General features: G+C 44.0%; 7 protein-coding genes and 1 riboswitch. All 7 genes read left to right on the top strand.

The window, feature by feature from the left end:
* Window positions 1–8 precede the first annotated feature (8 nt).
* The 7 genes from G8O23_RS07905 to G8O23_RS07875 all read left to right on the top strand — a co-directional run bounded on the left by G8O23_RS07905 (window position 9) and on the right by G8O23_RS07875 (window position 16008).
* Window positions 9–1739: a C69 family dipeptidase gene (locus G8O23_RS07905; protein ID WP_166363528.1), complete on the top strand. Its 1731-nt coding sequence runs from the start codon at window positions 9–11 to the stop codon at window positions 1737–1739.
* A 26-nt stretch (window positions 1740–1765) separates the two neighbouring features.
* On the top strand, window positions 1766–3316 hold the full coding sequence (locus G8O23_RS07900) for an AbgT family transporter (RefSeq protein WP_166363526.1): 1551 nt from the start codon (window positions 1766–1768) through the stop codon (window positions 3314–3316).
* Window positions 3317–3749: 433 nt separating this feature from the next.
* Complete coding sequence (locus tag G8O23_RS07895; RefSeq protein ID WP_166363524.1) at window positions 3750–10493, top strand: choice-of-anchor D domain-containing protein; 6744 nt, start codon at window positions 3750–3752, stop codon at window positions 10491–10493.
* A gap of 157 nt (window positions 10494–10650) precedes the next feature.
* Complete coding sequence (locus G8O23_RS07890) at window positions 10651–11847, top strand: MFS transporter (RefSeq protein WP_166363522.1); 1197 nt, start codon at window positions 10651–10653, stop codon at window positions 11845–11847.
* A 104-nt stretch (window positions 11848–11951) separates the two neighbouring features.
* A riboswitch (TPP riboswitch) is annotated at window positions 11952–12048 on the top strand.
* A 138-nt stretch (window positions 12049–12186) separates the two neighbouring features.
* Window positions 12187–14634, top strand: coding sequence for a TonB-dependent receptor (locus tag G8O23_RS07885; protein ID WP_166363520.1), 2448 nt, complete (start codon window positions 12187–12189; stop codon window positions 14632–14634).
* Between the two features lie 138 nt (window positions 14635–14772).
* The gene (gene pnuC, locus G8O23_RS07880) at window positions 14773–15384 is read left to right on the top strand and encodes a nicotinamide riboside transporter PnuC (protein WP_166363518.1); all 612 of its coding nucleotides are present in this window, start codon (window positions 14773–14775) and stop codon (window positions 15382–15384) included.
* Window positions 15385–15390: 6 nt separating this feature from the next.
* Window positions 15391–16008 carry a thiamine diphosphokinase gene (locus G8O23_RS07875; RefSeq protein WP_166363516.1) on the top strand — a complete coding sequence of 206 codons (618 nt, stop codon included), beginning with the start codon at window positions 15391–15393 and terminating at the stop codon, window positions 16006–16008.
* Window positions 16009–16382: the final 374 nt, after the last annotated feature.

The raw sequence follows: 16382 nt of genomic DNA, 5'->3' as shown, positions 1-16382 counted from the left end.
ATTATACTATGAGAAAATTAGTTTTATCTCTATTTGCATTGCTAGTATTGGCCACCATAGAGGCCAGTGCATGCACCAGCTACTTGGTTACCAACGGTGCCTCAGCCGATGGATCCAATATGATTTCCTACGCTGGCGACTCGCACATTCGCTACGGACAGCTGTACTACCGTCCTAGAGCCATTTGGCCCGAGGGTGCCATGCAAACTATTTACGATCGTAGTTCGAATCGCGCACTAGGGCAAATCCCCTACCCTAGGGAAACCTACCAGGTGATTGGCTTCATGAACGAGCATCAGGTGGCCATTGGCGAGAGTACCTTTGGAGGCCGCAGGGAACTTGTGGACACCACTGGCATAATCGACTGGGGTAGTATCATGTTTCTTGGCCTTGAGAGGGGCAAAACTGCCCGCGAGGCCATTAAGGCTATGGTTGAACTAGTTGAAGAGCACGGCTACTATAGTTCAGGACAGTCCTACTCCATTGCCGATCCCAACGAGGTTTGGATACTCGAAATTATTGGCAAAGGGATGGATATTAAAACCGAACGCCGTTCTAAAAAAACCTACAACGCCAATAAGGGAGCTGTATGGGTTGCTATGCGAGTTCCCGATGGTTATATCAGTGCGCACGCCAACCACGCTCGCATCACCACTTTCCCCAAGGAGGATGGCGTAAAGTCAATCAACTCAAAAAATCTTGAAAAAATTACTAACCCCGAGGTGGAGGTGGTATACTCGCACGATGTGGTTGATTTTGCCCGCGCAAAGGGATACTACAACGGCGATGGTACGGACTTTAGCTTCTCCGACACTTACGCACCCCTCGATTTCGGATCGGCTCGTTTTTGCGAGCTTCGAGTTTGGGCTATGTTCGATCAGGTAAGCGACGATATGGGACAGTACTGGGATTACGCAACCGGAATGGCGCAAGGGCCACGTATGCCCCTTTGGATAAAGCCTAGCAAGAAGCTTACGCCCCGCGATTTGATGGAATTCAAGGGCAATCACCTTGAGGGAACTAAACTCGATATGAGCAAGGATGTTGGCGCGGGCCCCCAAGGAATGCCCTACCGCTGGCGCCCAATGACCTGGGAATACCAAGGCAAGAAGTATTTCCACGAGCGCACCACCGCCACGCAGCAAACCGCTTTCTCATGGGTAGCTCAGGTACGTAAAGATATGCCAAACCCCATTGGAGGTATTTTATGGTATGGTCTCGACGATGCCAACCTATCGCTTCATGTGCCATTCTACATTGGAATGGAGAGCGTACCCTACACCCACTCCGAGAGTAATGGCGATATACTATCGTACAGCGAAACATCGGCATTCTGGGTATTCCAAAGGGTGTCGCATTTCACCTACCTTTTCTACGACAGAGCCATTGTTGATATCCGTAAGAAGCAAAACGAGCTTCGCGATAAGTTCGAAGCCTTTATCCCAGCTATCGATAAAGCAGCAATGATGCTTTACGAGCAGGATCCCAAGCTAGCCACGCAATTCTTAAAAGAATTCTCGCACAATACGGCCATCAATACCGTAAACGAGTGGCGCGACCTTGGAAACTTCCTACTGGTAAAATACCTCGATGGTAATGTTAAGCAGGAGGAGAATGGAGAGTTTCTCCGCAACCCATGGGGATTCCCGCTAAGCCCAAGGCATCCGGAGTACCCCGACAGCTGGAAGAAAACCATTATTGAGGAAACGGGAGATAAATTCCTACAGCCTAATCAGTAAAAACAAAATAAACAACCTTACACACAATGAAAAGGATATTTGGCAAGATTCGCGAGTGGTCATCAAAAGCGTTTGTTCGCTCGCTCGACTATGTTGAAATTATCGGCAACAAGCTACCGCACCCAGCAACGCTATTCTTTTTGCTTGCAGTTATTGTTGCACTCCTATCATGGCTTGGCCATACCCTAGGAGCACAGGCAACCCATCCGGTGGATGGTAGCCTTATTGAGGCAAAAAACCTGCTTAGCGGCGATGGAATTCGCTGGATGTACACCAATCTAATTAACAACTTCCTGCGCTTCCCACCCTTGGGCTACGTGCTGGTTGTAATGATTGGTATTGGTGTGGCCGAAGGGTCGGGACTCTTCACCACGCTAATCAGATCACTTGTACTAAGCGCTCCCCCCAAGCTGGTTACAGGAGCTATTGTACTGGCCGGTATCCTTTCGCACCTAGCTTCAGAAGCGGGTTATGTTATTCTTATTCCTCTGGGTGCTATGATCTTTCATGCCTTGGGCAGACACCCTATGGCAGGTCTGGCAGCAGCATTCTGCGGAGTAAGCGGTGGATTTGGCTCCAACTTCTTTGTTGGCTCCATCGACCCAATTCTTGCAGGTATTTCGGAGTCGGCAGCACAAATGATTATGCCCGACATGACGGTTAACCCTGCGGTTAACTACTACTTCATGTTCATCTCAAGTTTCTTGGTAATCATAGTAGGTACATGGGTAACCGAGAAAATTGTAGAGCCTCGCTTAGGTAAATACGAAGGAACAGCCGAGAAACTGCCCATTGTGCAGCTAACGCCAAAGGAGAAAAAAGGATTACGTTGGGCGGGTATTGCTCTACTAATCACCTTGGGTTTGCTGGCTTACACCGTGATTCCCGAGAATGGAATTTTCAGAGATCCAGACACTGGTTCGGTTCTTCACTCACCTTTTTTCAATGGAATTATCATCGCCATCCTGCTGATGTTCTTTATCCCAGGCTTGGTATACGGTATTATTGTTGGCACCATTAAGAACGATAAGGAGGTTGCCAAATACCTTGGCCAGTCGATGAGCGGAATGGGTAGCTACATAGTGCTGGTATTTTTTGCAGCGCAGTTTGTATACTTCTTCAACTACAGCAACCTGGGGATTATATTCGCCATTAAGGGTGCAACCACGCTACAAAGCATTGGGCTTACCGGAGTAACGCTAATTGTTGCCTTTGTGCTACTCTCGGCATTTATCAATATGTTTATGGGTAGTGCCTCGGCCAAGTGGGCCATCATGGCGCCAGTTTTCATCCCCATGCTTATGCTTATTGATCCGCCCTACCACCCTGGCTTAACACAGGCCGCATTCCGTATTGGCGACTCGGTTACCAACCTTATCACCCCCATGATGAGCTACTTTGCACTGATTGTAACCTTTGCACAGAAATACGACGAGAAGTATGGCATAGGAACCATTATTTCCACCATGCTCCCCTACACGGTAATGCTTACTATAGGTTGGATACTTCTGCTAGTTCTATGGATGCTACTAGGTATACCTCTTGGCCCCGACGGACCGCTTTACATCCCAATGTAGTGATAACCTAAACAAACCAAAAAGCCCTATTCGTAAAGAGTAGGGCTTTTTTTATGTTCTTAAACAGTTACTGACATCGATTAATTAAACTCAGAATTACTTCAATTACCATATCCAAAAAAAGAACTTTCACAAGTAATAATGGGCTTACCAAACACACTCCATTGTTAGCATCATAAAGTTATTATGTGAATGATAATAAATTCATCGCCTAGTTTTTTAGCTTATTTGTAAAAAAGTACGACAAATTTCCATTAACCTACAACTCGAATATAAAAAAACTATAACTTTATGTATAGGTTCAAATACCTCAAAAAAGTAACTTTTCACAACACAACCATTTATTTATCAGCCATGTTACATTTTTTTAAGTGGGAAAACAATTTATCCCCAGCTACACTCAACCTTACATTTTAACTTAAAATCAAAATCTATGATGAAAAAGTACTCGTTACTTATTGTATCGCTTCTTTGGGTTAGCTTTTCGTTCGGACAAATTCTCTATGAGGATTTTAGTTCGGCGTTAACTAACGAGAACTTTAGTAAAATTGGTTGGACCAATTTTGCCGAAGAAGGGACGGTTGTCTTTCAGGGTAAATACTCTGATACTGACGACAACACCTATATGCAGATATCTGCATCTGGCTCAGGCGAAACCAGTAATATAGCCTGGCTTGTTACTCCTTCGGTTTACATAACCCCGGGTTATGTGCTTAACTTCCGGAGCAAATCGGGTTTTACCAATGCCGATGCGCTGAGCCTTTGGATATCGTCCAATTTTTCGGACGATGTTAGCGCAGCCACTTGGGCTGAACTATCATTTAGCAAGCCCACCGACGATGGTACCTCGTTTGGCAACTGGCAAGCATCGGGGGTAAACCTCGAAAGCTATGCCGGATTAAATGTATGTATTGCATTCAAATACACTGGTGGCGATCCGTCGGCTACAACAATTATTCAAATTGATGATATTAAAATATCGCAAGATGCAAAGGTTTGGGTTAACCCAGCAACTTTCATCGAAGAGGTTGAGGCGGGAAGTGTTGTAAATAAAACATTTACAATATCAAACATTGGTGGTGGAGTTCTAGCATGGGAGAGGTCGGCCAAATCGTTCACCAAAGCAAACCATGCCGATTGGGAGTTGGAAGAAAATCAGCTTTGGCTTACCAACGAGGTGTCGATCACTAGAAAGAATAGCCAGGGATTGTTTAACATTGCTCAGGAAACTGGCTATAACTACGCTTCGCCTATAGGGACACTATGGTCTTATGGACTATCCCATGAAATTTCGATGGGTGATTATCAGGTTTGGGTCGAAGCAATTAACAATAATCCCCCAGCGCAAGTTGGAAAAGATTTGTCAATGCATATTATTGATACTGACATCTATTTTGATATTGTTTTCAGTTCCTGGACCCAGGGTGGTAATGGTGGCGGATTTAGCTTGGATTACACCCTTGCGCAAGCACCGTGGATTACTACCTCGGTACAGTTGGGCTCAATTGCCTCTGGTGCCAGCCAGGTGGTGAATGTTACCTTTGATGCCAGCAATTTAGTTGCTGGCGAACACCACTCACAGATACAGTTCTACACAAACGATCCGGAGGCCCCTATAGCATCAATACCTGTTTTGCTAACGGTTGTTGGCGAGCCCGAAATTAACATTGCGGAAACCGCTATCAATTTTGGCGATGTATTTGTTAATGGCAACTCAACCTACGAACTTAACATTGAGAACACAGGTACCGATGTGCTAAATATCGCAAGCATTGTTTCGGATGAGGCTGCTTTTGAAGCAAATCTATCTTCTTTCATAATTGAACCAAGCTCTGCCCAAAAGGTAATAGTTAGCTTTAATCCTACCGAAGTTAAGGAATACACCGGTACGCTTACAATAAACTCCGATGATGCCGATGAGAATGTGATTACAATAGCCCTTTCGGGAAATGGAATTGCTGCGCCTGAAGTTTCTATTGATCCTACATTTTTTGATGTTACTATAACAGGTTGTGATGTGATACAAAGCGAAACATTAACAATAAGTAATAGTGGTAAAGGAGACCTAAACTGGGAGTTGATAACTTTCCAAGACTATTACTGGAAGGATAGCAAACAGCCAGATGGTCCTGTTTTCAGCTGGTTTGATATTTCTGAAATAGGGACTTTTACCTATCTGCAGGGTGATGATAACTCTGTTGCGGTTGAACTGCCTTTCACTTTTAATTTCTATGGGCAGGATAAGAACTCTATGCTAGTCTCAACAAATGGTTATGTGACATTTGGTGGAGATGGTACTGAATATTCAAACGAGGATATTCCAAATACCAATATTCCTAATGACTATATTGCCCCTTTGTGGGATGATTTAGAAGGGGTTGGAGTTGGTAAAAACTATTACTATCACGACACACCCAATGCTCGCTTTATAGTTCAGTATTCTGATTGGCCTAATCTTAATGGTTCAGGTACGTACGATTTTCAAATTCATTTATATGCCAATGGAGAGATCTATTTTTACTACCAAAATTTAAATGGAACTCTAAATGGTTCAACAATTGGAATAGAGAATGCTGATGGTACTGAGGGTCTAAAGATTGCTTATAATCAGGACTATTTGGAAAACAACTTGGCCATTAAGATTTCAAATCTTTATCCATTCGATTCCAATCCAAGTAGTGGTTCAATTGCAGCGGGTGGTTCTCAAGAAGTAACTTTAACTTTTGATTCCAAAAACGAAATAGCTGGTACAGATCTAAGTAGTTACTACCTAAAGTCTAACGATCCTGTCAATCCTATAGTAGAAGTACCTATCTCATTTACAGTTATAAAAACCCCAACAATTGAACTATCCAAAGCAAGCATTGATTTCTTGAATGTTGTGACAGGAGATGAACATTACAAAACCCTTGCTATTAGAAATATTGGATGCGAAACCCTTGAGGTTACAGCAATTACAAGTTTATTAGCTGAATTTACAACGGATGCTGTATTACCATTTACCCTCGAACCCAATGAATCTATTGAAATTGTGGTAACTTTTACTCCTGCAGATGAACTGGTTTACGAGGGAACCCTAACAATAACCAATAACGATGAGGAGAAGGTTGTAACCCTCTCGGGCGAAGGAGTAGCCGAGGCACCAGCTATAACTTTATCAGAAAACTCGTTTGCAGTAACTTCAGATATTTGTGACGAGGCTCAGACTTATCCATTAACAATCTCCAACACTACTGGATTAGCCAATCTGAACTACGAAATTGTTCAAAACCAAGGTGGCGAATTAGTTACTCTTCACTCAGGAACAGTTGCCCCTAGTGGAAGTGTAATTGAGAATATTGAGGTTGATGCCACGGGGCTAAACTCGGGTGATTACAATTACACATTGTACGTAAACTCCAACGATCCAGCCAACCCGTCCATTGCAGTATCGTACACTCTTACGGTAAACGGATTACCCGACATTACCGTTTCGCCCACCAGCATTAATTTTGGTGATGTGCTGGCCAACGATCAGAGTGTTGAGAAATTTACAATCACCAACGATGGATGTGAAACGCTAAATGTAACTGATATTACAAGCACACTTCCTGAATTTACAGTGGATATCACTAACTTCTCCCTACTACCTGACGAGTCAAGAGATGTTGAGGTTACATTTTCTCCACTATCAAACATCAGCTATAATGGCACCTTGACAATTGTGAACGATGATTCTGAAGAATTAATCGAGGTTATTGGGGTGGGATTACCTTCTCCTAAAGCAGAAGTTGATCCTGTTTCTCTTGCTGTTACACTCGAAGGATGTGATGATATTCAAGTGCAATCTATGAGTATAATTAATAGTGGTACTGGAGACCTAAACTGGGAGTTGGTGGCTTTCCAAGACTATTACTGGAAGGATAGCAAACAGCCAGATGGTCCTGTTTTTGAATGGTTTGATATTTCTGAAATAGGGACTTTTACCAATCTGCAGGGTGATGATAACTTTGTTGTGGTTGATCTGCCTTTCACTTTTAATTTCTATGGGCAGGATAAGAACTCTATGCTAGTTTCAACAAATGGTTATGTGACATTTGGTGGAGATGGTACTGAATATTCAAACGAGGATATTCCAAATACCAATATTCCTAATGACTATATTGCTCCTTTGTGGGATGATTTAGAAGGAGATGGAGACGGAACAAACTATTACTATTACGACTCACCCAAAGCTCGCTTTATAGTTCAGTATTCTGATTGGCCGAATCGAAATGGTTCTGGCACATACGATTTCCAAATTCATTTGTATGCTAATGGTGAAATATATTTTTACTATCAAAATTTAAATGGAACTTTAAATGAGTCAACCGTTGGAATTGAAAACAGTGATGGTACTGAGGGGCTGCAAATTGCCTCCTATCAGGACTATTTGGAAAACAACTTGGCCATTAAGATTTCAAATATTTATCCAATCTATTCCAGTTCTATAAGTGGAACAATAGCGGCAAGTGGTTCTCAAGAAGTATCCTTTACTTTTAACTCAAAAGACTACGGCGATGGTACTGATTTAAATAGTTACTTCTTGAAATCTAACGACCCAGCCAATCCAATAATCGAAATTCCTGTTTCCGTTACTGTTGTTGGCAAACCCGAGATACTTATGTCTGATGAGGCATTCGATTTTGGTGAGGTAATTAAAGATCAACCCTCTACAAAAACACTGGTAATAACTAATACGGGTTGCAAAGAGCTTAACATTACCGATATTGTTAGCTCGGCTGCTGAGTTTACGGTTAATAACACGGTATTTACTATACTACCCGATGAGACAGTTGAAGTTGAGGTAACCTTTACTCCAGTCGATGTGCTTACTTACAACGGAACACTTACAATTGTTAATGATGACGTTGAGCAGGTGATAACGCTTACTGGATCAGGAATAGGTGCTCCAGAAATTTCAGCAGTTCCTGCCAGCTTTACCCTTACAGCTGTTAATTGCGATGAGCAAATTGCTGAAACGTTAACAATCTCGAATATTGGGGTAAGCGATCTTAACTGGGAAGTTGATCCAGTTGCTGGCATCCCCACTTGGTTAACCATGTCAAGTTATGTTGGAACAGTAAATGCAAGCGGTTCAATTGAAATAGAGTTACTAATTGATGCTGCTGGTCTAATTACAGGTGTATACTCTTCAAACATTGTGATTGGGTCTAACGATCCCGCTAACCCATCAGTTTCCATTCCGGTTTCACTTACAGTTGAAGGAACTCCAGCGATTGTTGTGTCTCCAATAGCTTTGGACTTTGGACAGGTAAATGATGGTGATAGCTACCAGATCGATATCGAGATATCAAACAATGGGTGTGCTGATCTTGAGGTTACTAATATTGAGAGTGATAATGCAATATTTACCATCAGCGGCACCGTTTTCACAGTGACTCCTGGAAATACGGAGGTTGTAACTGTAACATATTCACCAGTTACTGAAGGTGAGCATACAGGAACGCTAACAATTACAAGTAACGATGCGGAGCAAACGGTTGCTCTGGTTGGTGAGGCTTTATCTGCTGGTACTCCAATTGTTCAAGTAATTGCTAACCCACTTAATTTTGGTGATGTTTACCTTGGAGAGGTTTCAGCAGTTCAGCAGTTCACCGTTTCGGGTGCTAATTTAACTGAAGATATAGCAATTTCGGTACCCTACGGGTTCCAGATCTCAGTGAATAGTGGCGGAGACTTTGTTAATTCAATGTCTTTAGTTCAGGTTGGTGGTGTTGTAACGGAGAGAATCATTTATGTTCGTTTTGCACCAACGGCTCGAAAAGCCTATAGTGAACTAGTTAGCCACGTAAGTGCTGGTGCTGCACAGAAGGATGTAGCCGTTACAGGGAATGGAATTGTTTCTCCGAATATTTACACATCTGTTCAAACATTAACCTTTGACGATGTGTTTGTGAACTACCAGTCGGCAGAGCAAACTTACAACATCTCTGCCAGTGGTTTAGCGGAAGATCTTATCGTTACTGCTCCTGATGGATTTGTTATCTCCAACACCTCAGGTGGTGATTTTGGAAATACCTTGTCTTATACTCCAGCGGATGGTATTGTACCAACCTCAACAGTATTTGTGAAGTTTACGCCTAGTGCCCTTGATACATACGTTGCTGATATTGAGCATTTAAGCACTGGCGCAACTACCAAGTTGGTGGCGGTTTCGGGTATATCGCTTGAGACTTATGCAGTTACCTTTAATGTTACCGATGGTACCGACCCAATCAGCGGAGCTGAAGTAGCCCTCACGGGTTACGGGACTCAAACCACTGACGCAACCGGTATCGCCATCTTTGCAGATGTGCTTCCAGAGGCAGCAATGGCCTACACCGTTACCGCAGCTGATTACGATGATGCAAGCGGAACCGTTACCGTGGTTGATGCAGATGTGGCCGAAGGTGTTACCATGGTGCTGACCACCTACAATGTGACCTTCACCGTTACCGATGGAACCGACCCAATCAGCGGAGCTGAAGTAGCCCTTACAGGCTACGGGACTCAAACTACTGATGCAACCGGTATCGCCATCTTTGTAGATGTGCTTCCAGAGGCAGCAATGGCCTACACCGTAACAGCTGCTGGTTACAACAATGCTACCGGATCAGTAACGGTTGGTAATGCCAATGTTACCGAAAATGTCACTATGGTTCTAACAACTTACACCGTAAGTTTCGCTGTAACCAGCCAAAGCGAAGAGCCTGTTGAAGGTGCAGAGATTGTAATTAACGAAACGCACAACTTAACCACCGATGCTTCGGGTACTGCTACCATTGAATTGATAAATGGAAACTACTCGTTCACTGTAGCTAAGGATGGATACGAAAAGTATGCCGACGACTTTACCGTAGCTGGCCAAGATGTTGCTATAGATGTTGCAATCAATACAACAGGTATTGAAACAGAACCACTTTCAACCGTAAAAGCCTACCCCAACCCATTCACAACTAGCATTACTATCGAAAATGCTTCAGCTGTTAAATACATTGTCATTAACAACTTGATTGGGCAAAAGGTAATGGAAATTCAACTAAACGGATTGAACACTGAAACCATTGCTACAGATAAGCTAACAAGCGGTGTATATCTTGTAACCTTTAAAAACGACCGTGGCGTTGTAGAGGTAAAGAAAATGGTTAAACAGTAGATAGCAATCCGCTCCAAGGTGTTTCTTAATTAGCACCTTAGCCTAAATATTCAGCCCGTTCTGGTTTTTGCAGAACGGGTTGTTTTTTTTAAATTGAACTCTAAATTCACCTGTTTTACAATTCGAAAAACATCTAAAACCTTATCTTTGCGCCGCCATGGCAGAAAATCCACTTCACAATATCATAAGGCTATACATCATTAAAGCAGCCAAATGGTTCATGCTAATCATGCCCATTGTTGTCCTTTTTTATCAGGAGAATGGACTGGGGATGAAGGAGGTATTTATCCTGCAGGCCATCTACTCCATCTCCATTGTGGTGCTCGAAATACCATCGGGATACTTTGCCGATGCCCTGGGACGTAAAAACACGCTTATTATTGGTAGTGTTTTAGGTTTCCTGGGCTACCTAGTGTACTCCTTCTCATTTGGTTTCTGGGGATTTTTAGTTGCCGAGGTGGTGTTGGGTTTTGGTCAAAGCCTTATTTCGGGTGCCGACTCGGCCCTGCTTTACGATACCCTTCTGCAAAGCAAGCGCGAAAAGGACTACATGAAGCATGAGGGGCGCATGATATCTGCAGGAAACTTTGCCGAGGCCCTGGCTGGCGTTGCCGGCGGATTGCTAGCAGCCATTAGCCTTCGCTACCCCTACTACTTTCAAACGGTCATAGCCTTTATGGCTGTGCCTGCCTCATTAACCCTATACGAGCCCAAGGTATATGGGGAAATGGTAAAGATGACCTTTGGCAAAATTGTGGGGGTTGTAAAGTATGCGCTTATCGAGAATAAAAAGTTACGTTCAAATATCCTCTACTCATCAATAGTAGGTGCCTCTACCCTTACCATGGCCTGGTTTGTTCAACCATGGTTTATAAGGGCAGAACTACCCGTTACAATGTTTGGGGTGCTTTGGACTCTACTAAACCTATCGGTGGGTATATCGGCACTTTTTGCATACAAATTCGAACGACTCTTTGGCGCCAGAACCACAGTTGTTGTAATTACCATATCGCTGGCATTAGGTTTTATGGGAGCAGCTATACTAGAAAGCTACTGGGGGCTATTATTCTTGCTTATCTTTTACCTAGCTAGAGGGATTGCCACTCCCGTTCTAAAAGACTACATAAACCGCATCACCACTTCCGATATCAGAGCAACAATCCTGTCGGTACGTAACTTTGTAATCCGCATTATATTTGCCCTGTGGGGGCCTTTCTACGGCTGGTATACCGATGCATTTAGCCTTGGTGGAGCAATTATAATTGCCGGACTTATTTTCATTGTACTGGCAGGCACAAGCTACATCTTCTTTGTAAAATACAACTTCCCAAAACTTGAGCACAACAAGTTATAGATATGCGTTTTACCAAGGTTTAATGCCCCATAACACCCAGCCCTACGTTCCGAATTATCCCTTTTGATTTGCAAAATCAGAACTATTAACCCTATCTTTGCAGCGTAAACTTTTAGGGGTGCCTTAATACAACGGGCTGAGATCACACCCTTGGAACCTGATCTGGGTAGTACCGGCGAAGGGAAAAAGAGTCTTCTTAATTCAACCTACACGTATTAAACCCCTTTTTCTGGTTGCTGAATGCCTTGTGTATGATGGTAAGCGGACGGTGCACACCCTTTCCCTATCACATGGTGTTTGAGCAGGATATTCATTAACCATTAAAAGGATCTTTTTGAGATGAAAAAAATTGTATTGTTACTTTTTTTACTGCCGATTGGATGGATTACCAACGGAATGCCAACCGAAGGCGAGGGGATTTTTAAGGTAACTGGGCGTGTAATCGATGAGCAGGGAAACCCCCTTGCCGGAGCCGTTGTTGCCATCGAAAACTCAATGCTGGGGACATCGTCTACTGCCGATGGTAGGTTTAGCCTAACCCTCCGCAGGAGTGGAAACTACCAAATTTTCGCCTCATTCATGGGGTACGGAAAAGCCGTAAAGGAAATTTACGTTGATGCTGATATCACTGTTGAGTTCTCCCTTGTACCCGAAAGCATTATGAGCGAAGCTGTAATTGTAAGCGCAACCCGCGCTAGCAGCAGAATGCCCATAGCCCAAACCAATATCAATGCTGAGGAGCTGGAGAGGCAAAAATCGGGGTTTGATATCCCCTACCTTCTGGAGATGGTGCCATCGGTTGTGGCTGTTTCCGAAGGAGGAACAGGGGTGGGCAACACAACATTCCGCATCCGCGGAACCGATATGACCCGCATTAACGTTACCGTAAACGGTATACCGCTAAACGACCCCGAATCGCAGGGTGTATACTGGGTAAATATGCCCGACTTTGCCAACTCCGTGGAGAATATTCAGGTTCAACGGGGCGTTGGCACATCGACCCACGGGGCTGGTGCATTTGGTGCAACCGTAAATTTCCAAACCAGCACCCTCACGCCCGAACCCTTTGCTCAGGCCGAGGCCATGGCTGGCTCGTTCAATACGCTACGTACCTCTATTAAAGCAGGTACGGGGCTAGTAAACGATATGTTTAGCTTCGAAACACGATACTCGCGGGTTAAATCGGATGGTTACATTGAGCGGGGTTGGTCCGACCATGAATCGCTATTTATCACGGGGGCTTGGCATAGCGAGCGTAGCCTACTAAGGTTTAACCTTATCCACGGTGAACAGCATACCGGAATCACCTGGGAAGGCACCCCAAGCTATATGCTCGACCAAAACCGACGGTATAACCCCGCTGGATATATGGGAACTGATGGCGATGGCGTGGAACTATTCTACCCTAACGAGTCCGACAACTACACGCAAACACACTACCATCTTATTTTTAGCCATGAGCTAAGTAAAAAACTATCGCTAAACCTTGCTGGTTACTGGATTGCGGGCGAAGGGTTTTACGAGCAGTACAAGCGCAATAGGAAGCTAACCGACTATGGCCTAACCCCATTTGTTATTGGCGAGGAGACCGTCTCGCGGGTGGATATGGTACGCCAAAAGTGGCTCGATAACGATTTATATGGTTTTACCTACTCGCTATCGTACACAGAGAACAACCTAAACGCCATACTGGGTGGAGGTTGGAACCAGTACGACAACCACCACTTTGGCAATGTGCTTTGGACCAAAACCAATATCGGTATCCCCAGAAATTACGAGTGGTACAGAAATAGTGGGCTTAAAACCGATTACAATATCTTTTTAAAAGCCACATACGAGGTAATTGACAACCTCTCGCTATTTGGCGACTTACAGTATAGAGAAATTGACTATGAGCTGGATGGATACGACGATGACTTACAAAGCCTAAAACAGAAGCATGATTGGAAATTCTTTAACCCCAAGGGAGGTGTTTTCTATCAACTATCGGCCAATCAGGAGGCGTTTTTCTCGGTTGCCGTGGCGCATCGCGAGCCTAGCCGTGCCGATATAAAGGATGCCATGAAGTATGGCACCAACAATACGCCACGCGAAGAAAAACTTATTGATTACGAGCTGGGCTACAATTTCAAGTCGCAAAGTTTTGCCTTGGGTATAAATCTTTTCTATATGGATTTTGAGGATCAGCTGGTACTTACGGGTAAGCTTAGCGAGGTTGGATATCCACTTATGGCCAACGTGGACAAAAGCTACCGCAGGGGTATTGAGCTAGCCACGGGGCTAATGCCAACCCAGTGGCTTAGGTGGGATGCCAACCTAACCCTTAGCCAGAACAAAATTGAGAACTTTGTATCATACGTTGATCTGTACGATGCCAACTGGGACTACGTTGGGCAAAACAAGTACGAGCTGGGCACAACCGACATATCGTTCTCCCCACCCGTGGTGGCCTCAAGCCAAATTAGGGTTGAGCCACTGACAGGGCTTGGCGTTACCTTTATCACCAAGTATGTTGGGGCGCAGTATATCGATAACACCAGCAGCAAGGAGCGTATGCTAGATGCATATCTAGTAAACAACCTTAAGGTTGATTACACATTTAAACCTAAAGGTTTTAAGGCCATCAACCTACAGCTCTTTGTCAACAATATATTCAATAACGATTATATTGCCAATGGTTGGGTTTGGCGAGCCGAGTTTAACGATGGCAGCCCCGAGTACCGCGAGGATGGATTCTTTCCACAAGCGGGCATAAACTTTATGGGGCGCATAGCGCTGGAGTTTTAGGTTGAAGTCTGAAGTTTGAAGACCGAAGCGGGAAGAAAAGAAAAGTCCAACTTCGGTCTTCCCTCGTCAACCTCCAAAAAGAGTCGGTTTACGAGGCAGGCGTCTTCTGTCTTCTGTCTTCTAACAAATCAACAAACAATGATTGACTGGTTACTAAAAAATTACATCGAGGTTATTGGCGCAGTTACGGGTATAATCTACCTTTACCTCGAGATTAAGCAAAAGATTTGGCTGTGGCCTGTGGGGTTCATCACATCGGCATTTTATATCTACATCTTTTACACCTCAAAGTTTTATGCCGATATGGGACTTCAATTCTACTACCTAGGCATCAGCCTTTACGGATGGTGGCACTGGCTTTACGGTGGCAAAAAGGAGGAAACGAACTCGCTACCGGTTACCCACATCACCTCAGCGCAAGTATTAAATTTATCGTTGGCAACAATTGCTATATTTGTGGGGTTGATTTACGTGCTGAAGAACTTCACCGACTCGCCCGTTCCCATTGGCGACTCGTTTACCACAGCACTTAGCATTGTAGCAACCTGGATGCTTGCCCGCAAAATACTGGAAATGTGGTGGCTTTGGATTTTGGCAAATGGTGTAGCCTTTGGACTATACATATACAAGGGGCTATATCCAACATCGGTGCTGTTTATATTCAACTTTGCTATGAGTATTGTTGGATATGTACAATGGAAAAGAACTATGAGGAGTTACACTACCAGCAACAAAACACAACTGAACTAACTTAAAATGTCAACGGTAATACTCGCCAACGGTCGATTTCCCTCCCACCCCATTCCGCTTGGGGTGCTTAGGGACGCCTTGCGCATTATTTGCTGCGACGGCTCGGTGGAGCAGCTAGAAAACTTCGGGTTAAAGCCCACAGCTATTGTTGGCGACTTAGATTCAGTTCCCGAAAATCTTAAGCAGAAGTATGCCGATAGAATTTTTTTCAACCCCGATCAGAACACTAACGACCTCACCAAAGCCATTTATTGGTGCAACGAGAGAGACTTTAAAAACATTACCATACTGGCCGGCACGGGCAAGCGCGACGACCACACCATTGGCAACATAGGGCTGCTAACCCGCTACCGCAGAATGGGCCTCTATGTGAAAATGGTAACGGATTTTGGTACGTTTATACCACTGCTCACCAGCGCACGGCTCGAGAGCTATGAGGGGCAACAGGTCTCCATCTTTTCGTTCAACAATGCAACTAGAATTACAACCCACAACCTAAAGTATCCTATAGCCGATAGTCCATTACCCGAACCCTGGATGGGGACGCTGAACGAGAGCTTGGGCGAATACTTTGAGTTGGAGTTTGAGCCTGGTCCGCTGGTGGTTTTTCAAAATCATATTTAACCCAGATTAAACTTTAGAGTTCTGCAAGCTAATGGCTTATCTGGGTTTACCCCTCCCGATAAATCGGGACAAGCTGATTAAGAAAAATATGTAAGCATTTATAATTCAATGTCGTTTAGTTAGTGCTTTTACCGGCTGTGGGTGTAGCACGTTTTTAATTCTGATTATCAATTAATTCTTTGGGGGTCAGAATTTCTAAACCTGAATTCAAAAAGTCGGATTTATTTCTAGTAACTATTGTATTAGCCCCTTAAATCATCGGACGAGGATATAGATTAAAATCTGTACTTTTATGATGATGAAAAAACGAAGTTTTACCAAGGAAGAGAAGCTGCGAATTATCAAGGAAGCTTCCGAAAACGGGGTGAATGAGA

It is taken from the genome of Perlabentimonas gracilis (assembly GCF_011174675.1).
Classification (GTDB): Bacteria; Bacteroidota; Bacteroidia; order Bacteroidales; family Tenuifilaceae; genus Perlabentimonas; species Perlabentimonas gracilis.
This window is presented reverse-complemented; position numbering and strand designations above follow the sequence as displayed.

Excerpts from the sequence above, each read along its gene's own strand:
- G8O23_RS07905 (WP_166363528.1), top strand. The coding sequence starts at position 9 with ATGAGAAAATTAGTTTTATCTCTATTTGCATTGCTAGTATTGGCCACC.
- G8O23_RS07885 (WP_166363520.1), top strand. The coding sequence starts at position 12,187 with ATGAAAAAAATTGTATTGTTACTTTTTTTACTGCCGATTGGATGGATT.
- G8O23_RS07890 (WP_166363522.1), top strand. The coding sequence starts at position 10,651 with ATGGCAGAAAATCCACTTCACAATATCATAAGGCTATACATCATTAAA.
- G8O23_RS07895 (WP_166363524.1), top strand. The coding sequence starts at position 3,750 with ATGATGAAAAAGTACTCGTTACTTATTGTATCGCTTCTTTGGGTTAGC.
- G8O23_RS07875 (WP_166363516.1), top strand. The coding sequence starts at position 15,391 with ATGTCAACGGTAATACTCGCCAACGGTCGATTTCCCTCCCACCCCATT.
- G8O23_RS07900 (WP_166363526.1), top strand. The coding sequence starts at position 1,766 with ATGAAAAGGATATTTGGCAAGATTCGCGAGTGGTCATCAAAAGCGTTT.
- pnuC (WP_166363518.1), top strand. The coding sequence starts at position 14,773 with ATGATTGACTGGTTACTAAAAAATTACATCGAGGTTATTGGCGCAGTT.